Source organism: Speluncibacter jeojiensis, assembly GCF_029589495.1.
Taxonomy (GTDB): Bacteria; Actinomycetota; Actinomycetes; order Mycobacteriales; family Mycobacteriaceae; genus Speluncibacter; species Speluncibacter jeojiensis.
The window spans coordinates 1321606-1344695 of record NZ_JAAIVF010000001.1; the positions used below are offsets into that span (position 1 = coordinate 1321606).

The following is a 23090-nucleotide window of genomic DNA, read 5'->3' on the forward strand; positions in this document are numbered from 1 at the left end:
ACTTGGGCAGAGTTCCAACTGTGGGGACAGTTCCAACTGTGGGGACAGTTCCAACTGTGGGGACAGTTCCAACTGTGGGGAGAGTTCCAACTGTGGTCGGCGGACGACACGTCACCCCGGCCCGTGCTCACGCCGCCTCCATTCGCAACAGCTCCCGCTTGACCTCGCTCCCGCCCAGATAGTGCCCGATGGACCCGTCGGTGCGGACCACGCGGTGACACGGAACCACCAGCGGCAGCGGATTGTTCGCGCACGCCGACCCCACCGCGCGCACCGCCTTCGGCCGGCCCACCAGTTGAGCCACCGCCGAGTAGGTGGCGGTCGATCCGTAGGCGATCTGTGGCAGCCGGGCGACCACCTCGCGCCGGAAGCCGTGCGTCAGTTGCAGATCCAGGTCGAGGTCGAAGACCGTGCGCCGCCCCGCGAAGTACTCGTCGAGTTCGCGCGCCGCCCCGTCCAGCCGGCCCGGCGCCTCCAGCACCCGGGGGCTGACGTCCGCGGCGAGCCGCGACAACACCGCGTCGTGGTCCTCGAGCGCAAACGCCACACGCACCAACCCCCGTGGGGTCGCCGCGAGGAGCAATCGGCCGACGGGGCTGTCGACGGTGCGGTAGGCGACGTCGAGCAGGTCTCGGTCGCCGGCCTCCGTCACCAGGCGGTCGTGCAGTCGCCGGGCATCCTGCGCCGGGCCGTCCAGGGCGTCGAGCAGTTGCTTGTCGATGGTCATCGCGTTCCTCCTTGCGGAAAGGTCTTGCGCAGGCCGGCGATGCCGTCCGCGGCGGCGCGTCTGGCCGCGGCCGCGGTGCCACCGACGATCTCGGCGACCTCGGCATACGGCAGACCGGCGACGTGGTGGTACGCGACACACTGGCGCTGGCGCAGCGGCAGCGCGCCGAGCGCCTCGAACAACTCGGCAGACAGATCGCCGTCCACGGCCGCGCCATCGTGCGCGCGCCGGTCGGGCACCTCGTCGGTCGGCACCGGCCGCCGGGCGGTCGCGCGCACCTGGTCGAGCGCCTTGCGGTGCGCGATCGTCACCAGCCACGCCTCGACGTTGCTGTCGGGCCGCAGGTCCGGATAGGCGCGCAGCGCCGCGAGAAAGGTCTCCGACCAGGCGTCGTCGGCGTCGACCGGTCCGAGCACGGCCCGGCACACCCGCAGCACGGTCGGCCCGTGCCGGGCGACGATCACTTCGAACGGTGTCGGCATCACACCCAGTAAACGTGCGCGACCGCGCGAATGTGAGGTCGGCCCGCGCACCCAGCCCCACGAACGACGAATCCGCACGCCCCGCGGTCAGGCGCGCGCGTTGCAGCGTGCACCGATGACCGCGGAGTGTGCGGATTCGTGAGCGGGCAGTGCCTACTGGTAGCTGTAGAAGCCCTGGCCGGTCTTGCGGCCCAGGTGGCCGGCGTCGACCATGCGGCGCAGCAGCGGCGGCGGGGCCATGTGCGGCTCGCCGAACTCGTCGTACATCGACTGCGCGGCGGCCAGCGCCACGTCCAGGCCGACGGTGTCGCACAGCGTCAGCGGGCCCATCGGGTAGCCGCAGCCGCCCTTCATCGCGTTGTCGATGTCCTCGGCGGTCGCGTAGCCCGACTCGAACATGCGGATGGCCGAGCACAGGTACGGGATCAGCAGCGCGTTGACGATGAAGCCGGAACGGTCGCCCGCCTGCACGGTCGTCTTGCCCAGGGTGTTCTTGGCGTACTCGGTGACCGCGGCGGCGGTCTCCTCCGAGGTGACCAGCGTGGAGATGATCTCCACCAGCGGCATCACCGGCACCGGGTTGAAGAAGTGCACGCCGACGACCTGCTGCGGACGCTGGGTGCACTTGGCGATCTTGATGACGGGGATCGACGAGGTGTTGGTCGCCAGGATGCCCGACGGCTTGACGATCTTGTCGAGCTTGCCGAAGATCTCGGCCTTGAGCGACTCGATCTCCGGCGCGGCCTCGATGACCAGATCGCAGTCGGCGAACTCCTCGATGTCCAGCGTCACGCGCACACGGACGATGGCGGCGTCCGCCTCCTCCTGCGTGATCTTGCCGCGGGAGATGCCCTTGGTGATCGACTTCTCGATCCGGGACCGCGCCGCGTCGGCGAACTCCTGCTTGGTCTCGAGGACCAGCACGTCGCTGCCGGCCTTGGCACACACCTCGGCGATGCCGGCACCCATGGTGCCGCCGCCGATGACTCCGACGAGATTCACACGCACTCCTTCATGAGGAAAACCGCCACGAGACAGCGGCCAAAGTTGACACTCGGTGCCGACGATTCTACTGGCCAGGCCAGCCGCCGGGCACCGAGTGTCATCCGCGAGGTCCGGACGCTACTCCGCCAGCAGCCCCTTGGCGATGTGCGTCACCTGGATCTCGTTGCTGCCCGCGTAGATCATCAGCGACTTGGCGTCGCGGGCCAGCTGCTCGACCTTGTACTCGTTCATGTAGCCGTTGCCGCCGAACAGCTGCACGGCCTCCATCGCGACCTCGGTGGCCGCGCGCGAGGAGTACAGCTTCATCGCCGACGCCTCCGCCAGCGACACCTTCTCGCCGGCCTCGGTCTTCTCGATGGCCGAGTACACCATGTTCTGCACGTTGATCCGGGCGATCTCCATCTCGGCGAGCTTGAGCTGGATCAACTGGAAGCTCGAGATCGGGTTGCCCCACAGCTTGCGGTTCTTGGCGTAGTCGACGGACAGCTTGTGGCACTCGTTGATGATGCCCAGGGCCAGCGAGGCGATGCCGATGCGCTCGGCCGCGAACGACTCCTTGGCGCTGGACTTGCCGTCACCCTTCTTGCCGGCGTCCTCGGTCTCGCCGAGCAGGCGGTCCGGGGTGATGCGCACGTTGTCGAAGAACAGCTCGCCGGTCGGCGAGGAGTTCATGCCCATCTTCTTCATCGGCTTGGACTGGGTCAGGCCCTCCATACCCTTCTCGAGCACGAAGGTGAGCACCTTGCGATCGCGCTTGTCGACCGACGGATCGCCCTCGTCCAACTTGGCGAACACGACCATCACGTCGGCGTACGGGCCGTTGGTGATGAACGTCTTCTGGCCGTTGAGGATGTAGTCCTCGCCGTCGCGGCGCACGTAGGACTTCATGCCGCCGAACGCGTCCGACCCGGAGTCGGGCTCGGTGATCGCCCACGCGCCGACCTTCTCGAAGGTGACCAGCTCGGGCAGCCAGCGCTTCTTCTGCGCCAGGGTGCCGCGGCTGCGGATGGTGCCGGCGGTCAGCCCGACGCTCACACCCATCGACGCGACCAGGCCCAGGCTCACCGTCGCCAGCTCACTGTTGAGGAGCACGCCCATCCGGCCCGCGCCGGAGAAGGCCGCGCCCTCGCTCTTCTTGTCCTCGACCGGCTCACCGGCCTCGCGCGCGAGCGCCTTCTCCACCGCCTCGCGGGCCATCTCGTCGAGCCCGAAGGTGGCGTAGAGCTTGCGGATGGTGTCGAAGGGCGGCAGCTCACCGCTCTCGAGCTTGTCGGCGACCGGTCGGATCTCCTTGTCGATGAACGCGCGCACGGTGTCGCGCACCATCAGGTCGGTCTCGGACCACTCATACATGTCGTGAACTCACCTTTGTCGGGTCGGGATCGCCGCCGGGACCGGCCGGGCACCTCGAATATAGAACACGTTCTCGTTTTGCGGGAGGGCGACGGCGGACGCCGCGACCACCCGAGCACCCGCTCGGTTTGCCCCTGCACCGCCGACCCCCCTAGCCTGATCCCGCGCTCCTGTCCGGGAGTCTCGCGAGGCCTGTCGATCGGCCACGCATGTTGCACACACCGCGGTCGCACGCAGACCGCAGTCACCTGGGCAGAGCTCTGTCCGGAGCGCGCCCCTCTCCTGCGCGCCCGGCACCCTCTCGCACGGGCTGACCGATGACCTCCCCGGATCCGGATCCGGGGTGACGGCGGTCCACGAGCCAGCGTCGCGTGTCGCGCAGGGGGCGGCACGCGCGCCGACCTCGTCGATCGCCGGTTCGGGCCTGGGCTGGGCCGCGCAGGGGGGTCGCGGCCCGGCTCGGCTGTCCCTCGGCCCGGTGTTCGGGCAGACTGGGACGCCATGACGGCCGACGACGACCCGCAGACCCGGGCCGGGCACACTGCGCTCGCGCCGCTGCCCCACCCGTCCGGCAGGCTGCCGCTGATCGGCGACCTGCTCCGACTCGACCCGACACGGCCCACCCAGCGCGAGATGGTGATGGCGCGGGAACTGGGCCCGATCTTCGAGATCAAGATCGGCGCGCACCCGATCGTCATCGTCGCCGGCGCCGGCCCCGCCGCCGAGGTCCTCGACGAATCCCGATTCGCCAAGGCCCTCGTGCCGCCGCTGACCAAGCTCCGCGACCTCGCCGGGGACGGACTGTTCACCGCGTACAACTCCGAGCCCAACTGGGCGGTGGCGCACCGCATCCTCGGGCCGAGCTTCAGCCAGTCGGCCATGCGCAACTACCACCGCGCGATGCTCGGGGCCGTCGAGGACCTGTGCGCACACTGGGACGCCGCGACCGGCCCGGTCGACGTGTCGGCCGACATGAACAAGCTGGCGCTCGAGGTCATCGGCCGGGCGGGGTTCGACTACACGTTCCACGCGTTCGACTCCGACCGCGATCCCTTCGTCGACGCGATGACCCGCGCGCTGGGCTTCGTCACCCGGACCTCCAACGACGTCGCGCTGCTGCGGATGATCTTCGGCAGGCGCGCTGCCGCCCAGCATCCGCGCGACATCGCGTACCTGCACCGCACCGTCGACGACGTGATCGCCCGCCGCCGGTCCGGGCAGGCGCCCGCCCACGACGACCTGCTGCAGGCAATGCTCGACACCCCCGACCCCGAGACGGGTGCACGCCTGGACGACGAGAACATCCGCAACCAGGTCATCACGTTCCTGGTCGCCGGGCACGAAACCACCGCGGGCGCACTGTCGTTCGCGCTGTATCACCTGTCCCGGCACCCCGAGGTGCTGGCCCGCGCCCGCGCCGAGGTCGACGCGCTGTGGCCGCCGGACGAACCCGCGGTGCCGGAGTACGAACAGGTCGCGAAGTTGCGCTACGTCCGCCAGGTGATCAGCGAGACCCTGCGGCTGTGGCCGTCCGGACCGGGCTTCTTCCGGAAAGCGCGCGAGGACACCGTCGTCGGCGGCCGGCACCTGCTCCGGCGCGGGCAGCCGATCCTCGTGCTGCTGCTCGGCCTGCACCGGGACCCGGCGTGGGGGCCCGACCCCGAGGCGTTCGATCCCGACCGCTTCACCCCCGAGCAGATCCGCCGACGGCCCGCGCACGTGTACAAGCCGTTCGGCACCGGGGCGCGGTCGTGCATCGGACGTCAGTTCGCGCTGCACGAGGCGACCCTGGCGCTGGCCCTGCTCATCCGCCGGTTCGACTTCTCCGGCGAGCCCGGCTATCAGCTGAAAATCCAGGAGCAACTGACGCTCAAACCGGAAGGTTTCCGCCTGAGCCTGCGCCCGCGCCGGTAAACTGCACTGCGAGTGGAGGAATCGTCGTGGGCGAGTGGAGTGTCGTCGAGACGCTGGTGCCGGAGGGCGCCTCGCTGATCTTCCGCGGGTCCACCTGCCGGGAGTGGACGTCACCCGATCGCCTCTCCCCCGCGGCCGACGTCCGGGTCGGGCCGCTGATCGAGACGGTCCGCCGGACCGGCGAGGCGCTGTCGGTCACCCGGCGCAGCGAACGCGGCAAGCACCCGACCTTCCGGATCGACGCACATCCGGTGCTCGGTCCTTCCGGTGAGCCGCACGGGGTCCAGGTATGGGTCGGCGCGCCCGACGAGGAACCCACGCCGCCGCGGATCACCTCCGGAGTCTCCTGGCTGCTGCACCGTCAGGTCATCGCGCAGACCGTCGAGGCGTGCCTGATGTCCGGGGTCCAACCGGACGAGTGCCTGCCCGAACGCACTCCGGCCGAGTACTTCGCCAAGTCTGTCCGCTTCGACGACGAGATGGGGTTGCTGGGACTCGCGCTCGACCCCGTCGACGGCGGGAAATGGCTCGGTGAGTTCTCCGTGTTGCACGCGGACGGGCGGATCATGCTGTGGCAGTGCGCGGCCCGCGCTCGCGTCGATCCCGGCCGTGAGGGCATCCAGGTGCTGTGGCACGACATCTCGGACGTCAAGGCGCCGGCTCTACCGTCACTGTCGGTGCTGGGTCTGCGGGAGACCTTGGCGGGTACCGGCTTTCACGCCGGTCTGTTCGCACTGGATCTGCCGATGCTGTCGATGTGGGTGTCCGATCCGCCGCCGTGGGTGCAATGGCGCGATCTGCCGCAGGGAGCCCGGGACATCCTGCATCCGGACGATCACCGTGTGCTGACCACGGCCCACGAACGCTTCCTGCGCGAGGCCCCGGCGGAGATCGGCACCGAGGCCCGGCTGCGCGGACAGCGCGGCACCTGGGTCCGGACGCTGCTGCGCATCACCCCCTACCCGGGCGACATGGGCAAGCGGCTCGCGGTGGTGCGGATGACCCTCCCCGACTGATCACCGATCGCGCATTACCGCCATACCCGGCGGGCGCGGGATTATCGTTGAGCACACGACACCGCTCAGAGCAGACCAGCGAGGGCGAGATGAACAAGCGCACCCAGTCCACACCCGCACCTGACCAGGGCCGCGAACGTGTTCTCGCCGAACTGGCCGAACTGCGCGATCGCCGCGACCGGATGCTCGCCGAACGCACGAACCGCGACACGTTCGGCGACGAGGCGGACGAGGCCGACGAACTGGGCCGCGTCAACGCCCTCGCACTGCTGGAGCGGCGGATCGCCGAGGTACAGCGGTGGCTCGAGGTCGGCGGGTCGGTGTCGCGCGGGTCGAACGCACTGCCGCACGGCACCGTGGTGGGTGTGCGTTTCGCCGACGGCACCGTCCGGGACCTGCACATCGTGACCCTCACCGACGAGATCTCCGACGCCGACGGCGACGCCTCGGTCACCGCGGGCAGCCCCCTGGGGCGCGCACTGTTCGGGCACGACGCCGGCGACACCGTCACCTACACCACGCCGAGCGGACCGCAGCAGGTGGAGATCCTGTCGGTGAAGCCGCCTGGCGAGAACACCTGAACCGCGAGAAGATCGACCCGTGACGACACAGTCCGCGTGGACGTATCTGATGGACATGGACGGCGTGCTGGTCAAGGAGGAGCACCCGATCCCCGGCGCCGCCGAATTCCTGCACGAATTGCAAAGCGCCGACACGCCGTTCATCGTGCTCACCAACAATTCGATCCGCACCCCGCGGGACCTGTGCGCGCGCCTGGCGCAGTCCGGGCTTGCCGTCCCGGAGTCGGCGATCTGGACCTCCGCGCTGGCCACCGCGACGTTCCTGTCCGCCCAGCGCCCGGGCGGATCCGCCTACGTCGTCGGCGAATCCGGCCTCACGACCGCGCTGCACGACGCCGGCTACGTGCTGACCGACCACGATCCGGACTACGTCGTGCTCGGCGAGACGCGCACCTATTCGTTCGAGGCCATCACCACCGCGATCCGGCTGGTCGAGAGCGGTGCCCGCTTCATCGCCACCAATCCGGACACCACGGGGCCCTCGCCGCAGGGCTCGCTGCCCGCGACCGGCGCGGTGGCGGCATTGATCACCAGCGCCACCGGTCGCGAGCCCTACTACGTCGGCAAGCCGAATCCGCTGATGATGCGGTCGGCGTTGCGCGCCATCGGCGCCCACTCGGAGAACACACTGATGATCGGTGACCGTATGGACACCGACGTCGTCTCCGGCCTGGAGGCGGGCCTGCGAACCATCCTGGTGCTCAGCGGGATATCCACCCGCGAGTCCGTCGAGAGCTTCCCGTACCGACCCACTCTGGTGCTGGAGTCCGTCGCGGAACTGGTGGGCCACACCGCCGACCCGTTCGGGCCGAACTGATCCGGGCCGAACAGATCTCCGCCGCCTACCGCGTCTCGACGACGGCCCGTCCACGGCCGGTCCGCTGCAGTCCGAACGCCACGACGAGCGCGGCCAGCAGGCATCCGGCCGTGCCGATCAGGAACACCACCACGAACTGCTGCTCGTGCGGGACCGGCAGGCCGGGGATCAGGTTTCGGGTCAACACGGTCGCGACCAGCGCGCTGGCGATCGACGATCCGGTCGAGCGCGCGATCGAGTTGACGCTGTTCGCGATCCCGGTCTCGGCGGGGGTGACCTGCTCGACGAGCAGCGCGGGCATGGCCGCGTAACCGAACGTCACCCCGGTGAACACGATGACCGCCGCGGTGATCACCTGCCAGCTGTGATCGTGCCACCCGGCCAGGAACCCGAATCCGGCTGCGCTGCACAGCATCGCGACCATCAGCGTGAACTTCCCGCCGAAGCGGGTGACCAGCAGGCCGCCGATCGGTGCGGTCAGGATGCCCGAGAGCGAACCGGGCAGCAGGTACACGACACTGGCCGACAGCACGGTGGCACCGAAGCCGTAGCCGACGATCGGCGGGGTCTCGACCAGGAAGGTCGCGCCGAGGAAGCCGATGAACATGGCCGCGCCCAGGAACAGTCCCGCGATGTTGGTGACGGCGATCGGGCGGTGGGTCATCATCCGCATGCTCACCAGCGGGTCGGTCACCCGCTTCTCCACCGCGACGAACGCCGCGAACAGCAGCGCCGAGGCGGCGAAGCAGCCCAGGGTCGCGGCCGAACCCCAGCCCCAGTCGTTGCCCTGCGACAGCGGCAGCAGCAGCAACACCAGCGCCGCACCCAACACGGTGCCGCCGAGCCAGTCCACCGATCCTTCGACGGTGGGGCGGCGGCGGGGAACGAACCCCGCCGTGGTGACCAGCGCGATGATGCTGAGCACGACCGACAGCCAGAACACCCGGTGATAGTCGCCGTGGTCGACGGTCAGCAGCCCGGTCGCGACCAGGCCCACGCCGCCGCCGATCGCCAGGCAGCCGCTGACCACCGCCATCGCCGCGGTCAGCTTGCGCGCCGGCAGCTCGTCGCGCAGCACGCCGATCGCCAGGGGGAAGATGCCGTAGCTCGCGCCCTGCAGCACCCGCGCGACCAGCAGCAGCACGAGCGAACTGGTCGCGGCCGCGAGAACGGATCCGGCCACCATCGCGATCAGGATGCCGATCAGGACCGGCCGGCGGCCGCGGACGTCGCCGAGCCGGCCCAGCAACGGCGTCATCACCGCAGCCGCGAGCAGGTTCGCGGTGACCACCCAGCCGGCCGCGCTCGGCGAGCTGCCCAGGGTCGCCCCGATGTCGTGCACGATCGGCACCACGAGCGTCTGCAGGGCGGAGACGACCAGCACCGCATAGGCGAGGGTCGGCAGGGTCCACCGCGACACGCGGCCCGCCGGGGTGGACGGCGGAATGGGGGGCGCAGCGGCCGTGGAAGTCGTGCTCATGTGCATCTCCTCAGCGACGGAACCATCCGACGGTACGGCGCACACCCGACGGAATCAACACAACGTCGATTTATATCAACGTGACGTTTGGCACCGCTCCCGTGGGTGAGTTGCGGGGTCCGGACCCCGCAACTCACCCACGGGGCACATAGGGTGGGGGCATGTCGGCGAGCGGGAGCAGACGCGGTCTGAGCAAGGGTGACCAGCGGGAACGCGCACTCATCGAGGCCGCTCGCGCGCTCTTGCGCACCAAGCCGATTCGCAAGATCACCATCGACGAACTGGCGGCCGCCGCCGGCATCGCCCGGCCGGGGTTCTACTTCTACTTCGACTCGAAGCAGGCGATCCTGGCCGCGCTGTGCGACGAGATCATCGGTGAGGGCGAGGTCGACATGGCCGCCTGGCTCGCGGCCGACGGCCCGGACCGGGCTGCGCTGCGGTCCGGCTTGGCGGGCTCGCTGGCGCGCTGGCGCACCGATGGCCTCTGGCTGACCGAGGCGCTCGCCGTGCCCGACCCGGACCGCGAGGTCCGCAAGATCCGCGACCGCATCATGACCGCGAGCTGGTCACAGCTGCGCGACCGCATCGAGCGCGAGTGCGCCGCCGGCCGCGCCCGGGTCGCCGACCCCGATCTGGCTGCGCGGATGATCCTCACCCTGCGCAACTCGATGTTCGCGCAGGCGGTGGTGAGCCCGGACGAGTACGACGACGACCGGCTCGTCGACGCCATGACCGAGACCACCCTCCGGATGATCTACTGCGACCACCCGGCCGACCGGGCGCCCGATGCTCAGCCGATCGCGCCGCCGACCGCCAGACCCAGCACATAGGTGATCGCCGCGGCCCCCGCGCCGATCGCCAGCTGCCGCAGACCGCGCTGCAGCGGCGACCCACCCGACAGGATGCCGACCACGCCGCCGGTGACCATCAGCGCGATCCCGGTGAGCACCGCGGCGATCACGATCCCGGTCGCGCCGTGCGCGCCGAACAGGAACGGCAGCACCGGGATCAGCGCGCCGGACGCGAAGAAGCAGAAGCTCGACAACGCCGCCTTGACCGCGGTCCCGACGACCTCGTGGGACTCGCCGCCGACCGCACCCGACTCCACCGCGATGCCCGCGAGCGCCGCATCGGCACGCTCCTGCGCCTCGTCGGCGGCCATTCCCCGCGCGCGGTACACCAGTGCGAGTTCGTTGGCGTCGACGTCCAGGTGTGGCACGATCTTCGCGGCGTCCGTACCGGGTGCAGAGGCCGCCAGCAGTTCCCGCTGCGAGCGTACCGAGATGTATTCGCCGGCCGCCATCGACAATGCGCCGGCCAGCAGCCCGGCGATGCCGGTGAGCAGCACGGTCTGCGTGTCGACCCCGCCACCGCTGACGCCCAGCACCAGCGCCATGTTGCTGACCAAGCCGTCGTTGGCACCGAACACCGCGGCCCGGAAGGTGCCCGACACCCGGGCGCGTCCGCGCGCCGCGAGCCCGCGCAGCACCTCCTCGTGGACGCGTTCGTCGGCGGCCATCGCCGGCGTGGCGTCGGCGTCGGTGTCGTAGGGCGAGTTGGTCTCGGCGCGCTGTGCGAGCGCGAGCACGAAGACCGACCCGAACCAGCGGGCCAGCAAGGCCAGCAGCCGGATCCGCAGCGCCGCGCGCCGCGGCCTGCCGATCTCCTCCCCGAGCAGACCCTCCCAGTGCGCGATGTGCCGCTCCTCGGCCTCGGCGAGCCCGAGCAGGATCTCGCGCTCCTCGCCGGTGAACCGCGTCGACAGGTTGCGGTACACCGAGGCCTCGGCCCGTTCGTCGGCCAGGTGCCGACGCCACCGGCGCAGGTCCTGCGGTTGCGCCCGAAGCGGTTCGGGCCTGTCCCCGTCGGGTCTGCTCATGGCTGCCAACGCTACCCAGCCCCGGTGCCCTTCGCGGGGTTCACGCACCGATGAATTGCCGAATCTCGGATTGTCTTGCATCAACGCTAGAAACGACCAGACACCGGTACAGATCAGTCGGACTGGGCCCGCAGGTACCGGCCGAAGTGCGGCACTGTGAACCCGATCGATCCGCGCTCGGCCGAATAGATCAGGCCCTTCTTGATCAGCCCGTCCCGCGCAGGCGACAGCGAGGCGGGCTTGCGCCCCAGCAGCCCCGCGATCGCCGCGGTGCCGACCGGACCGTCGTCGCCCGACAGGTCCGCCATCGCACGCATGTACTCGCGCTCGGCCGGCGTGGCCCGCTCGTAGCGGGACCCGAAGAATCCCACCGCCAACTCCTCCTCGGCCACCGGTGCGGCCCTGCGCACGTCGTCCTCGGCGACGGGACTGGCGGCCGCGAGGTCCCACGTCGCCTTCCCGTAGGCCTGCACGAAGTACGGGTAGCCGTCGGCCACCGCGTACAGCGCCTCGAGCGCGCCGTCGGTGAACTTGACCTCCTCGCGCTCGGCCGGCGCGATCAGCGCACGGTCGGCCGCCGCCCGGTCCAGCCGGTCGATCCGGTGGTAGCCGAACAGGCGCTCCGAATAGCTCTTCGACGCCGACAGCACAGCCGGCAGGTGCGGCAGCCCCGCGCCCACGACGATCAGCGGCGCCGCGTCCTGACTCAGCTCGTGGCACGCCCCGCAGATCGCCGCGACGTCCGCCGCGCCGAGGTCCTGCATCTCGTCGATGAAGATCGCGATCCCCACGCCCACGTCCCGCGCCAGCGCCGCCGCGTCGACCAACAACTCGACAAGGTCGATCTCGATGTCGCCGGAGTCCGCACGGCCCTTCACCGCGACCGCGTCGATGCCGGGCTGCCAACGTTCACGCATGCCCTTGTCGGCGGTGGCCCGTAACGCGAACGACTTGAGCACCCCGAGAAAATGCTCCACCTGTTCCGGATCGCGGTGTGCGGCACCGATCTCCCGCACCGCCATGTGCAACGCGGAGGAGAGCGGTCGCCGCAGCTCCTGATCCGGACGCGCCTCGATCTTCCCTGTGCCCCAACGGCGCGCGATGGCCGCGGACCGCAACTGGTTGAGCAGCACCGTCTTCCCGACGCCGCGCAGTCCCGTGAGCATCACGCTGCGCTCCGGACGGCCGCGCGCCACCCGCTCGAGCACCACGTCGAAGGCGTCGAGCTGACGTTCCCGGCCGGCAAGCTCCGGGGGCCGCTGGCCTGCACCCGGCGCGTACGGATTCCGTACGGGGTCCATGGTGACCGAACGTAGCAACGCCCCGGCCGAATTCGACGGCGATCCGGCGCGTGTCCCGGATTTCGTCGCCGGCGGTCGCCCGATCTCGACACCCGGCCCGCGGTCCGGGCACACTGGATCGAGGAGAACGGCGGGCCGGAAGGAAAACGCCATGCGAACCGACGACGACACCTGGGACATCACGACGAGCGTGGGCGTGACCGCCATCGGGGTGGCCGCGATGCGCGCGGTCGAGACCCGCCGAGCCGATGCGCTGTTCCGGGATCCGTGCGCCGAACTGCTGGTGCGGGCGGCCGACCCGGAGCGATTCGGTCGCCTGATCGACGCCACGGCCGAGCCCGAAGGCGCGGGGGAGGGCCAGACGGCGGTGCGGGTGCGGGCCGTCATGGGCGGGTTCATGGTCGCCCGGACCTGCTACTTCGACGGCTACTTCCGCGATGCCACCGCAGCCGGCCTGCGGCAGATCGTGATCCTGGCGTCCGGGCTCGACGCACGCGCCTATCGGCTGGAATGGCCGACCGGCACCACGGTGTTCGAGATCGATCAGCCGAAGGTGCTCGAGTTCAAGTCGGCCACGCTGGCCGAGCACGGCGTCGAGCCACTCGCCGAGCTGCGCACGGTCGCCGTCGACCTGCGTCAGGACTGGCCCGCAGCGCTGCTCGCCGACGGATTCGACCCCGCGCGGCCGACCGCCTGGCTGACCGAGGGACTGCTGCGGTATCTGCCGGCCGAGGCGCAGGACCGCCTGTTCGACAACGTGATCCAGCTGAGCGCCCCGGGCAGCCGGATCGCCGCGAACTTCTCCCTCGAAACAGCCGAGCAGGCCACGCAGCAGACGCGGGCCCGGGTGCTGGCGCAGCTCGGCCTCGATCTGGACGTCGGCCAACTGTGGTACCCGAACGACGGACGCAGCGACCCGGCGGAGTGGTTCGCCGAGCGTGGCTGGATTGTGACGCGCACCGACGCGACCCGTGTGCTCACCGAACTGGGACGGTCGTTCCCCGCCGACGCCGACGCCGCCATCGGCCGGCACAATCTGATGACGGCGACTCTGGGCTGACAGCCCACGGGGTTCGGCCCGGTCGGCGCGCCGCGCGGTCTACCCGACCACCGCGCGCCCGGCGGCCTCACGTCCCGCCACCCGGCCGAACGCGAGCGCATCGGCGATGTGGAACCCGCCGTCCTTCGCCCAGCTGTAGGTCGAGCTGATCTCGCCCGCCGCGTACAGCCCGTCGATCGCCGCGCCGTCGGTGTCGAGCACCCGGGCACGGCCGTCCCGGCGCGGTCCGCCGTTGCTCCAGCCCAGCAGCGGCGCCACGTCGAGAACGTAGAAGGGAGGCTCGGACACCGGGCCGAGCGTGTCCGGCGACCGCCCGAACTGGTCGTCGCGGCCGTCCGCGCAGGCCCGGTTGTACAGCGCGACAGTGCGTTCGAGCGTGCCGGGGTCGGCGCCGATCAGCGCCGCCAGCTCGCCGACCGTGTCCGCCCGGCGGATCCATCCGCGCTCGATCTCTGCGGTGTTGTCCGCGCTCCACCGGAAGTCCTCCATCAGCAGCTTCCAGCCGACCGGCAGGACCTCGCGGGTCGGGCTGAGCGGGCCGGCCGCCCGCATCCGCTCGTCGAAGACCAGATGGAACGGCCGCAGCGGAAAGTGCTCGTAGGCGCCGCCCCGGCGGATGTGCCCGTGCCGGTTCTGCGCGGTCTCGTCGACGAACCGCCGACCGTCGGGGTCGACGAACAGGTAGTGGTGGGCTCCCCACAACGCCAGGTACAGGCCCGGCCCCTCGTCGACGCGCATCCCGGTGATCGTCATCATGTTGTCCATGTGCCACAGGTCCGCCCCGACACGCTGCGCCAACCGGTGGCCGTCGCCGGTCGCGTGCGGCGAGCCCCAGATCGGCGGGTCGGTCAGCCGCAGGTAGTCGCGCACCATCGCCGGGTTCGCCGCGAACCCGCCGGTGGCCAGCACCACCCCGCCGCGAGCCCCGATGCGGCGACCGTCGGCCGTCTGCACACCCGTCACACCGGTCTGGTCGGTGACCAACTCGTGGGCCGGGGTGGCGTAGCGGATCTCGATGCCGTGCTCGGCGACGGCCCCGGCGAGGAAGTCGTACAGCAGGCCCTCGCCCATCCGTCCTCCGACGGTGTCCATTCCGGCATAGCAGTCGCTGCCGTCGGCGTCGAGGTATTCCGCTTCGGTGTGGTACTGCGCGCTCTGGCCGACCGGCGCGCCGAGCGCGCGCATCCAGTCCGAGTTCCGTGCGGTCTCGACCGCCCAGGTCTCGACGACGTCCTCGGCGACCGGATACGGCCCGCACAGCGCCCGCAGGAACACCTTGGACCGCTCCGGGTCGCGGTTGATGAACCATCCGGAGCCGGACACCCGGGTGTTGCCGCCTGCCGTCGACTCATCGGCCTTGTCCAGCACCAGCACCCGCGCACCGGACTGCCGTGCGCCGAGTGCCGCGGCGGCGCCGGCCGCCCCGGCGCCCAGGACCACCACGTCGAATTCCTCGTCGAACCCCTTGCCGCCCATGTCGAGTCCCTTTCGCCGGCCCGCCGGTCTGCCTTCGGTCCCCGCCATCGTGTGCGCGGCGGGCACAGAGGATCAGCAGTTCTCCCGATCAGCGGGAACCGTCGATGCAGCCGTGCCGGTGGGCGAATTCAGGCCTGTATCCGCATTTCTCGCGTCACGACTAGACACGGCTAGATTCCCGTAGCGTCGGTGTGCGGTAATTGCTCCGTATCGACCACTCGGCCGCCCGAACAGGGGCACCATGAAGACACCTGTAATCCGAGCCGAGGGACAAGGTCATGCCCAAGTATCTGTGGCAGGTCACCTACACCGCCGAGGGCGCGAGCGGCCTGCTCGCCGAGGGCGGCAGCGCACGGCGCGACGCCCTCACCGCGATGGTCGAGAGCGTCGGCGGCACGGTCGAGAGCTGCCACTACGGCTTCGGCGGTCACGACCTGTATGTGATCGGATCCGCGCCCGACGACGTCGCAGCGGCATCGTTGAGCATCCGCACCGCAGCCAGTGGCGCCGCCCGGACCCACACCGTCTCGCTGCTGACGCCCGAACAGGTCGACGACGCCGCGCAGCGGACCGCCGACTACCGCCCACCTGGCCGGTGAGGCACTTGCCGGCGGGTCGAAGTACCTGGCTCACAGCCGCATTCGCCATGGTGACCGCTGGTGGAGCGCTGGTCGCCCCTGCCACCGCCGCGGCGGGCCGGCCCGCACCGGCCTGCACGCTCGACGCGGGCGCGGGGCTCGTCACCTGCACGTACCACGCGATCCGGGCCGAACAGGTCCTGGAGATTCCGGCCGGGGTCGACACCGTGCACGTCGTCGCCGTCGGCGGCGCCGGAGCGCCCGGTGCCGGCCCGGAGATCGCCTCACGGGGCGGAGCGGGCGGTCTGGGCGCGATGGTGACCGGCGATGTCCCGGTCGCGGGGATGCACACGCTGTACATAGAGATCGGCGGCAACGGCGTTGACGGCGGCTGGCCGAACAGTGGCGATTCCGGGCAGGCAGGCGGTGACGGCGGGGGCTCCTCGGACGTGCGGACTGTCTCGGCGACCCACCCGACCTCCACCTCGACCCGCCTGTTGGTCGCGGCGGGCGGCGGCGGGGGCGGCGGCGGAATCGGTGGCGGTGCGGGCGGAGCGGGCGGAGCCGCGGGCCAACCCGGCTCGCCCGGAATTCCGAGTCCCGCCGGGGACGTCCCGGGCGGCGGCGGCGCGGCCGCCACGACCACCGGCGGCATCCTGCCGGATCCGGGCGGAGCAGGGTCTGCGTGGATCGGCGGAAACGGTGCGGCGGCGCTCGGCGGCGGGGGCGGCGGCGGGCTGTTCGGCGGCGGCGGAGGCGGAGCGGGACGCGGCGGCAGCAACGCGGCCGACTCCGGCGGCGGTGGGGGCGGTGGATCCTCGCTGGTCCCGGCCGGCGGCACCCTCGCGCCGGCCGGGCCGGGCAGGCAACCGCAGATCGTGGTCACCTATCGGTCGACGACGCCCCCGTGCACGCTGACCGGTCCCGCCGCGGTGCTGTGCGGCACCAACCTGCCGTTCACCCGGTCGCCTCGCTAGCGGCCGCGCAGCTGATCGATCTCGCGGCGCTCCCGCTTTGTCGGCCTGCCCGCACCCCGGTCGCGCCGGGGAGCAGCCATCTGGATCTCCGTCGGCGGGGGCGGCGGGCTGTGGTCGACCAGGCATTCGGCCGCGATCGCCGGGCCGACGCGCTTGCTGATGGTTTTGGTGACCTCGACGATCCGCTCGTGCCCGGCGCCGCGTACCCGCACCTCGTCACCGGCGCGCACCGGTTGTGCCGGTTTGGCGGTCGAACCGTTGACCCGCACATGACCGGATCGGCACGCGGCCGCGGCGGCCGACCGCGTCTTGAACAGACGCACGGCCCAGGTCCAGCTGTCCACGCGTACGGTGTCGGTCCCGGTCGTCACGCCGCCAGGCTACCGTCATCGACCGAGCGGGTCCGCCTCCATGACCTTGAGGAAGTTCTCTACTGCCGGTTGCGCTTTCGGGTTGCCCTTCTGGACACCGACGACCAGCCCGGTCGCCGCCCCGATCCCAGTGCCGAGGATGCATCCGGCCATGAAGTTCGGGAAGATCGACACACAGCCGACCACGCTGCCGAGATTGGCGCCGATCATCACGGACATCAGTCCGCCGTTGGCGAATCCCTTGGTGACCTCGTTCGCCGCTTCGACGAAGGCCGTGCGCTTCGCCTCGTCGTGCGGCCAGGCCGTCTGCGCGACGTCGGTCGCCGTCGGCAGCAGTTGCGGTCCCCCCGGCTGCCCGGGCAGCTTCGGCGGGGTCAACTGCGGTAGCTGCGGCAGCGCGGGCGGCGTCACCGCCGGGAGCGCCGGCAATGCGGGCAGGGCGGGCGCGGCGACGGGGGCCACCTGCGGCAGCGCCGGAAGCTGGGGCGGCGCCGGCAGCGTCGGCGGGGTGAGTGCCGTGGGCACCGGTGCCGCCGCCAGGTCCGGCAGCTGGGGAAGCGGCGGGAGCGACACATGCGGGAGTTGTGGGAGCGGAACCGGAGGCGGGGTGTCGGCCAGTGCGGTGCCCGCCCCCGACACGAGGGTGGCGAGAACGACGGCGGGCATGACGACGGTCCTGGTCAGCTTCATGAAACTCCCCAAACGGTCGGTGCTGCGAAGTGTCGATCCTCCTGATCCGCGGTTTCCGCCGGCCTCCTCGCCGGAGTCACCGAATCTCGAATGCGCAAGACTCTACGTCAAATACGGCGTTCTCATGCCGAAACCGGATATGCTCGATGGCTTTTCGACGACGGTCGTTGCACCCCCGGTCAGGGCATCTCGACGGTCTGGTCGCGCTCGATCTCCGCCATCGCCCGCCGGAGATGCACCGCGAGCGTGCCCGGTGGCGCCAGCACCGCGATGATCGCCAGGGCCGCCGTGATGCACTCCGCGGGCGTCGACTCGGCGGGCTCGCCCACCCCCAGCGCCCCGGTCAACACCTCGGCCACCGCGGGAAGCGGGACGGGCACAGGCACTCCCGACATGCTCGTGAGCACATCTTGAACATCGTTGCCGGACAACCCGTCCGGATGCGCCTGTTCGAGCAACGCCCGCACGGTCGACGAGTGCAGCAACCCGACCCGCTCGGTCGCCTGCGCGGCGAGTTCGGTGACGGAGTCGGCCAGCGCCACGGCGTCACCGGCCCGCAGCGCCGCGACCCCGAGGTCGGTCTGCTCGGCGATCTCACGCGCCACGATCGGCCAATGCCCGGGCCAGGTCGACACGTCCGGTCCTCCCTTCGGATCCATCACTGTTTCCCGGATGATCGCACCGGCCACCGACAGCCGCCGGATCGGTTCGTCAATCCTCGAGGTGCACGCCGTCCAGATAGACCCACCGTCCCTCGTCGCGGACGAACCTGCTGCGTTCGTGCAGCACTCCCGGCCGGCCCCCGAACCGGTAGTGGGCGCGGAATTCGACCGTCCCCTCCTGGTCGAGCAGCCCACCGCGGGCGTGGCCGACGATGTCGAGGCGGCGCCACTGCTGCGCGGGGTCCAGGTCGAGGTCCGCAGGCCGGGTCGCGGGATGCCAGGTCGTCAGCAGGTGGTCGGTCGCACCGACGGCGAAGGCCGTGTAGCGCGACCGCATCAACTGAACCGCGGTCGGCGCCGCCTGCCCGCCGTCGACGAAACGTCCGCAACACGCCGAATAGGTGTCACCGGACAGGCAGGGGCAGCGGGCATCGGGATTCATGCACCGATTATCTGTGCCGCCCGGCGCCGCCACGATCGGCCCGTTCGCCGTACGGTCCGACCATGGACGACGCGAACCCGATGGGCGCCGACACGGAACCGATCACCACTGCCGACGTGCACGGCTTCGTGCACCGGCCGGCGGGCCCGGCGATCGCGGGGCTGGCCCTGACGCACGGCGCGGGCGGCAACTGCGAAGCGCCCCTGCTACGGAAGGTCGCGTCGACGTTCTGCGCCGCCGGCGTGCTGGTTGTGCGCTTCGATCTGCCGTTCCGCGTCCGCCGGGCGAGTGGGCCCCCGCAGCCCTCACGTGCCGGCGAGGACCGCGCCGGGATCGTGGCCGCGGCCGCACTGACGCGCCGCTGGGCGCCGGGGCCGCTGCTGCTGGCCGGACACTCGTACGGCGGGCGGCAGATCAGCATGGCCGCGGCCGAGGATCCGGCGCTGGCCGACGGGCTGATGCTGTTGTCGTATCCGCTGCATCCGCCGGGCAAACCGGATCGCCTCCGGACCGAGCACCTGCCCGACCTGCGCACGCCGACGGTGTTCGTGCACGGCACCCGCGATCCATTCGGCACCCCCGAGGAACTCGGCCGGGCGCTGGCCGCCGTGCCCGCACCGACCCGCCTCGTCACGATCGACGGCGCCGGACACGACCTCCGCGGACGCTCCGTCACCGGCGCCGCCGCCACGGCCGAGGCCGCGCTGGCCGGGGCGATAGGACTGTTCGGACCGGGCCCCGCCGAAAGATCATGACAATTTGTGCCAAAAAACAATGGCATTCGACTGGAACACGTTCTAACATCGAAGGCATCGGTCGACGGGCCGATGCCCCCAATACGCCTCCGGCCAGGAGCGATGCTCCGACCTGACGGGTCAGGCCGAAACCGAGTGGAGTTCTCGTAATGAAGGTTGCAGTCACCGGAGCCGCCGGATTCGTCGGCACCAACCTGCTCAATCTGCTGGTCGAGCAGGGACACCAGGTCACCGCGATCGACCGGGTGCGCAGCGAGTACGCACCCACTGCCGGCGTCACCTGGGTCGAGGGCAACGTGCTCGACCCCACCTCCATGGAGCAGGCACTCGAGGGCGCGGAGGTCGTGTACCACCTGGTCGCGATGATCACGCTCAAGCAGAACGACGACCTCGCGTGGCGCTTGAACACCGAGGGTGTGCGCATCACCGCCGAGGCCGCACTGAAGGTCGGTGTGCGGCGCTTCGTGCACTGCAGCTCCATCCACTCGTTCGACCAGTACAACTGCGGCGGCTTCATCGACGAGACCACCTCGCGTTCCGTCGACCCCTCGCTGCCGGTCTACGACCGCTCCAAGTGGGCGGGCGAGATCGAGCTGCGCAAGGTGATCGACGCCGGGCTGGACGCGGTCATCTGCAACCCGACCGGCGTCTACGGTCCCGTCGACCACGGCCCGTCCCGCATCAACGGCATGCTGCGCGACTCCGCCCGCGGGCGCGTGCCCGCGGTCATCGAGGGCGGCTTCGACTTCGTCGACGTCCGTGATGTCGTCGCCGGCCTGACCGCCGCCGCCGAGAAGGGCCGCACCGGCGAGAACTACCTGCTCACCGGCCAGATGCTCTCGATGCTCGAGGCCTTCCGCATCGCCGCCCGCGTCGCCGGCCGCCGCGGCCCCCTCTATGCCTTCCCGATGAAGATCATCGAGGCGATCCTCCCGGTCGCCGAGCCGATCGCGAGCGCCTTCGGTTCCGACGTCGTCTCGCGGGCCGCGATGGGCTCGCTGATCGCTTCGCCGGTCGTCAGCGGAGACAAGGCCCGCACCGAGATCGGCTACACCTCGCGCCCGGCCGCCGAGACCATCCGCGACCTGGTCTCGTTCTTCGTCGAATCGGGCCAGCTGAGCCGCTGAGCCACCGACCGAGTCGAGCCGCCCGCGGAGAGGTCCGCGGGCGGCTCGCACGGTCGTCCGTCGTCGTCAGTCACCCGCCGGATCAGCGCGGGGCACGGGCGATCGTGGCAATGGCCTGGTGGTGGGTTCCCAGGCGGTTCGCGAGGTTGCGCATGGGGCCGCCGAGCATCGTCTGGGCGACGCCCGAGAGCTCGAACATGATCCGGCGCGACCCGTTCACCCCGACCGTGGCCACCGCGAGCGAACCGGCGGTCGGCGGGTCGAGCACGAACGTGTGCCGCTCCCCCTCCCGGCCGATCCCCTCGGTGTGCGTGCGGGTGATCTCCATCCCGTGTACACGCAACTCCGTGTGGATCTCGTCGAGCGTCATCATCGCGAGGGCCTCGATCGGGGTGCGGGTGTGCGGCGCGGAGGCGACGGTGAGTCGGAGCATGGGCCGAGTATGAACCCGCGAGGTCCCCGTTGTGACCCAGGCCACTCGAACTTCGGACAAGGTCACAACGGCCGGACCCGCGCAGTTGTGAAGGTCCCTACCGTGCCGCCGGGCGAGCGCATCAGCCCTGCTCAGTGCCCAAATCGATAGACATGCGTACAAAATTCGCGAACCGGTGCGGCGCGACTTCCGGCCACCGGGACGAGCCCGGCCACCGGGACCGTCGATGGTGTAATACTGAAACCCGTTCTACCTTGCCGCGCGACGGTCGACCCCGCCGCACGCATCAAGGCTCGACGACCAGATGAGGTTTGCATGAGTGACACCGCGACCCCGGCCGTGGACGGTTGGTTCACGACCGGTCCGGCGCCCGCACTGATCGGCACGAGCTGCCGTTCGTGCGGCAATGTCTCGTTCCCGCGGGAGACGACGTTCTGTAAGAACCCGAGCTGCTCGAGCGAGGAATTCGACGACGTCGAGCTGTCCCGCCGCGGCACGGTGTGGTCCTACACCGACGCGCAGTACAAGCCGCCGGCCCCGTACATCGCCCAGACCGATCCGTACGTGCCATTCGCGCTGGCCGCCGTCGAGCTGCCGGAGGGCCTGGTCGTGCTCGGCCAGGTCGCCGCCGGCTACGGCGTCGCCGACCTGAAGGTGGGCAACCCCGTCGAGCTGGTCGTCGAGACCCTCTACATCGACGAGACCGGAGACCGCAGCATCTGGCGCTGGAAGCCGGTCGCAGCAGAGAACGAGGCCCAGGCATGAGCAACAACGACGTCGCCGTCCTCGGTGTCGGCATGCACCCGTGGGGCAAGTGGGGCCACTCCTTCGTCAAGTACGGCGTCGCCGCGGCGCGCACCGCGCTCGACGACTCCGGCGTCGACTGGAACGACGTCGACCTGATCGTCGGCGGCGAGACCGTCCGCAACGGCTACGGCGGCTACGTCGCGGGTGCCACGTTCGCGCAGGCACTCGGCTGGAACGGCGCCCGCGTCGCGACCTCCTACGCCGCGTGCGCCACCGGCGCGCAGGCCCTCGACACCGCCCGCGCCCGCATCCTCGCGGGCCTGTCGGACGTCGCGCTCGTCGTCGGCGCCGACACCACCCCGAAGGGTTTCCTGGCGCCCGTCGCCGGCGAGCGCTGGGACGATCCGGACTGGCTGCGGTTCCGCCTGATGGGCATGACGAACCCGGCATACTTCGCACTCAACGCCCGTCGTCGCATCGACCTGTACGGGGCCACGGCCGAGGACTTCGCCGCGGTGAAGGTCAAGAACGCCAAGCACGGCCTGTCCAACCCGAACGCGCGCTACCGTAAGGAGGTCTCGGCCGCCGACGTGCTCGCGTCGCCGGTGGTCGCGGACCCGTTGCACCTGCTGGACATCTGCGCCACCTCCGACGGCGGCGCGGCGATCATCCTCACCTCGATGGAGTACGCCCGCAAGAAGGGCATCGCCGATCCCGTTCGGATCAAGGCGATCTCGACGGTGACGCCGACATTCCCGCAGACCATCATGGACATGCCGAACTTCTCCACCGAGTCGGCGTCCGCGGTCCCCGCGCCGGAACGCACCTTCAAGGAGTCGATCGGCGACGCCGCCTACGAAGAGGCCGGCATCTCCCCCGAGGACGTCGACGTCGCCGAGGTGTACGACCTGGCCACCTCCGTCGAACTCGACTGGATCGAGGACCTGGGGCTGTGCAAGCGTGGCGAGGCCGAGCACCTGCTGCGTGCCGGTGACACCACGATCGGTGGCCGGATCCCGGTCAACCCGTCCGGCGGCCTGGCCTGCTTCGGCGAGGCCGTGCCCGCGCAGGCGCTCGCGCAGGTCTGCGAGCTCACCTGGCAGTTGCGCGGTCAGGCCGAGGGCCGGCAGGTCGAGGGCGCACGCGTCGGCATCACCGCGAACCAGGGCCTGTTCGGCCACGGCTCCTCGGTGATCGTCTCCGTTTAAGGTCTTCCG

The 23090-nt window shown here is 70.7% G+C and carries 25 protein-coding genes; 12 read left to right on the forward strand and 13 right to left on the reverse strand.

Going from position 1 to position 23090, the window contains the following annotated elements; translation table 11 throughout:
- Positions 1 to 127 precede the first annotated feature (127 nt).
- The 4 genes from G4X40_RS05750 to G4X40_RS05765 form a co-directional block, all read right to left on the reverse strand.
- Positions 128 to 727, reverse strand: coding sequence for a methylated-DNA--[protein]-cysteine S-methyltransferase (locus G4X40_RS05750; protein ID WP_277830764.1), 600 nt, complete (start codon positions 725 to 727; stop codon positions 128 to 130).
- Positions 724 to 1209, reverse strand: coding sequence for an RNA polymerase sigma factor (locus tag G4X40_RS05755; protein ID WP_408642118.1), 486 nt, complete (start codon positions 1207 to 1209; stop codon positions 724 to 726). The genes G4X40_RS05750 and G4X40_RS05755 overlap by 4 nt, the downstream gene beginning before the upstream one ends.
- A gap of 153 nt (positions 1210 to 1362) precedes the next feature.
- The gene (locus G4X40_RS05760; RefSeq protein WP_277830767.1) at positions 1363 to 2211 is read right to left on the reverse strand and encodes a 3-hydroxybutyryl-CoA dehydrogenase; all 849 of its coding nucleotides are present in this window, start codon (positions 2209 to 2211) and stop codon (positions 1363 to 1365) included.
- 120 nt (positions 2212 to 2331) lie between these two features.
- Positions 2332 to 3567 carry an acyl-CoA dehydrogenase family protein gene (locus tag G4X40_RS05765; protein ID WP_277830769.1) on the reverse strand — a complete coding sequence of 412 codons (1236 nt, stop codon included), beginning with the start codon at positions 3565 to 3567 and terminating at the stop codon, positions 2332 to 2334.
- 501 nt (positions 3568 to 4068) lie between these two features.
- On the opposite strand from G4X40_RS05765, the gene G4X40_RS05770 reads away from it, so the two are divergent.
- The 4 genes from G4X40_RS05770 to G4X40_RS05785 are packed head-to-tail and all read left to right on the forward strand — an operon-like array spanning position 4069 to position 7895.
- Positions 4069 to 5481, forward strand: a complete 1413-nt coding sequence (locus G4X40_RS05770; protein ID WP_277830771.1) for a cytochrome P450 — start codon at positions 4069 to 4071, stop codon at positions 5479 to 5481.
- A gap of 26 nt (positions 5482 to 5507) precedes the next feature.
- Positions 5508 to 6497 carry a GAF domain-containing protein gene (locus tag G4X40_RS05775; RefSeq protein WP_277830772.1) on the forward strand — a complete coding sequence of 330 codons (990 nt, stop codon included), beginning with the start codon at positions 5508 to 5510 and terminating at the stop codon, positions 6495 to 6497.
- A 47-nt stretch (positions 6498 to 6544) separates the two neighbouring features.
- Positions 6545 to 7078, forward strand: a complete 534-nt coding sequence (locus tag G4X40_RS05780) for a GreA/GreB family elongation factor (protein ID WP_277830773.1) — start codon at positions 6545 to 6547, stop codon at positions 7076 to 7078.
- Between the two features lie 49 nt (positions 7079 to 7127).
- Entirely contained in the window at positions 7128 to 7895 is a 768-nt protein-coding gene (locus G4X40_RS05785; protein WP_277831305.1) for an HAD-IIA family hydrolase, read from the forward strand.
- A 25-nt stretch (positions 7896 to 7920) separates the two neighbouring features.
- On the opposite strand, the gene G4X40_RS05790 is transcribed toward G4X40_RS05785, so the two are convergent.
- On the reverse strand, positions 7921 to 9375 hold the full coding sequence (locus G4X40_RS05790; protein ID WP_277830774.1) for an MFS transporter: 1455 nt from the start codon (positions 9373 to 9375) through the stop codon (positions 7921 to 7923).
- Positions 9376 to 9536: 161 nt separating this feature from the next.
- Between G4X40_RS05790 and G4X40_RS05795 the strand changes: the two genes are divergently transcribed.
- Complete coding sequence (locus G4X40_RS05795) at positions 9537 to 10205, forward strand: TetR/AcrR family transcriptional regulator (protein WP_277830775.1); 669 nt, start codon at positions 9537 to 9539, stop codon at positions 10203 to 10205.
- Here G4X40_RS05795 and G4X40_RS05800 read toward each other — a convergent pair.
- Both G4X40_RS05800 and G4X40_RS05805 read right to left on the reverse strand, forming a co-directional pair.
- Positions 10166 to 11254: a VIT1/CCC1 transporter family protein gene (locus tag G4X40_RS05800; protein ID WP_277830777.1), complete on the reverse strand. Its 1089-nt coding sequence runs from the start codon at positions 11252 to 11254 to the stop codon at positions 10166 to 10168. The two genes, G4X40_RS05795 and G4X40_RS05800, sit on opposite strands and share 40 nt — an antisense overlap.
- Positions 11255 to 11367: 113 nt before the next feature.
- A complete protein-coding gene (locus G4X40_RS05805; RefSeq protein WP_277830778.1) occupies positions 11368 to 12555 on the reverse strand; it encodes an ATP-binding protein in 1188 nt (395 codons plus the stop codon).
- Between the two features lie 151 nt (positions 12556 to 12706).
- Here G4X40_RS05805 and G4X40_RS05810 point away from each other — a divergent pair, with 151 nt between their 5' ends.
- Entirely contained in the window at positions 12707 to 13615 is a 909-nt protein-coding gene (locus G4X40_RS05810; RefSeq protein ID WP_277830779.1) for a class I SAM-dependent methyltransferase, read from the forward strand.
- 39 nt (positions 13616 to 13654) lie between these two features.
- On the opposite strand, the gene G4X40_RS05815 is transcribed toward G4X40_RS05810, so the two are convergent.
- Complete coding sequence (locus tag G4X40_RS05815; protein ID WP_277830780.1) at positions 13655 to 15091, reverse strand: FAD-dependent oxidoreductase; 1437 nt, start codon at positions 15089 to 15091, stop codon at positions 13655 to 13657.
- Between the two features lie 278 nt (positions 15092 to 15369).
- Here G4X40_RS05815 and G4X40_RS05820 point away from each other — a divergent pair, with 278 nt between their 5' ends.
- Both G4X40_RS05820 and G4X40_RS05825 read left to right on the forward strand, forming a co-directional pair.
- The gene (locus G4X40_RS05820) at positions 15370 to 15690 is read left to right on the forward strand and encodes a GYD domain-containing protein (protein ID WP_277830781.1); all 321 of its coding nucleotides are present in this window, start codon (positions 15370 to 15372) and stop codon (positions 15688 to 15690) included.
- Positions 15691 to 15737: 47 nt separating this feature from the next.
- On the forward strand, positions 15738 to 16646 hold the full coding sequence (locus G4X40_RS05825) for a hypothetical protein (protein WP_277830782.1): 909 nt from the start codon (positions 15738 to 15740) through the stop codon (positions 16644 to 16646).
- Here the strand turns inward: G4X40_RS05825 and G4X40_RS05830 are convergent.
- The 4 genes from G4X40_RS05830 to G4X40_RS05845 all read right to left on the reverse strand — a co-directional run bounded on the left by G4X40_RS05830 (position 16643) and on the right by G4X40_RS05845 (position 18811).
- Positions 16643 to 17017 (reverse strand): RNA-binding S4 domain-containing protein, encoded by a 375-nt coding sequence (locus G4X40_RS05830; protein ID WP_277830784.1) that lies wholly within the window; start codon positions 17015 to 17017, stop codon positions 16643 to 16645. The genes G4X40_RS05825 and G4X40_RS05830 overlap by 4 nt on opposite strands.
- Positions 17018 to 17032: 15 nt before the next feature.
- Positions 17033 to 17707, reverse strand: coding sequence for a hypothetical protein (locus tag G4X40_RS05835; RefSeq protein WP_277830785.1), 675 nt, complete (start codon positions 17705 to 17707; stop codon positions 17033 to 17035).
- Between the two features lie 179 nt (positions 17708 to 17886).
- Positions 17887 to 18342 (reverse strand): hypothetical protein, encoded by a 456-nt coding sequence (locus G4X40_RS05840; protein WP_277830787.1) that lies wholly within the window; start codon positions 18340 to 18342, stop codon positions 17887 to 17889.
- Between the two features lie 76 nt (positions 18343 to 18418).
- Positions 18419 to 18811: a YchJ family protein gene (locus tag G4X40_RS05845; protein WP_277830789.1), complete on the reverse strand. Its 393-nt coding sequence runs from the start codon at positions 18809 to 18811 to the stop codon at positions 18419 to 18421.
- A 62-nt stretch (positions 18812 to 18873) separates the two neighbouring features.
- On the opposite strand from G4X40_RS05845, the gene G4X40_RS05850 reads away from it, so the two are divergent.
- Together G4X40_RS05850 and G4X40_RS05855 are read left to right on the forward strand one after the other, a co-directional pair.
- Entirely contained in the window at positions 18874 to 19566 is a 693-nt protein-coding gene (locus G4X40_RS05850) for an alpha/beta hydrolase family protein (protein WP_277830791.1), read from the forward strand.
- Between the two features lie 149 nt (positions 19567 to 19715).
- The gene (locus tag G4X40_RS05855; RefSeq protein WP_277830792.1) at positions 19716 to 20693 is read left to right on the forward strand and encodes an NAD-dependent epimerase/dehydratase family protein; all 978 of its coding nucleotides are present in this window, start codon (positions 19716 to 19718) and stop codon (positions 20691 to 20693) included.
- Between the two features lie 82 nt (positions 20694 to 20775).
- Here G4X40_RS05855 and G4X40_RS05860 read toward each other — a convergent pair whose 3' ends face one another.
- Positions 20776 to 21126, reverse strand: coding sequence for a hypothetical protein (locus G4X40_RS05860; RefSeq protein WP_277830793.1), 351 nt, complete (start codon positions 21124 to 21126; stop codon positions 20776 to 20778).
- Between the two features lie 315 nt (positions 21127 to 21441).
- Here G4X40_RS05860 and G4X40_RS05865 point away from each other — a divergent pair, with 315 nt between their 5' ends.
- Positions 21442 to 21891, forward strand: a complete 450-nt coding sequence (locus G4X40_RS05865; protein WP_277830794.1) for a Zn-ribbon domain-containing OB-fold protein — start codon at positions 21442 to 21444, stop codon at positions 21889 to 21891.
- Complete coding sequence (locus G4X40_RS05870) at positions 21888 to 23081, forward strand: lipid-transfer protein (RefSeq protein ID WP_277830796.1); 1194 nt, start codon at positions 21888 to 21890, stop codon at positions 23079 to 23081. Before G4X40_RS05865 ends, G4X40_RS05870 begins: the two co-directional genes overlap by 4 nt.
- Positions 23082 to 23090 lie beyond the last annotated feature (9 nt).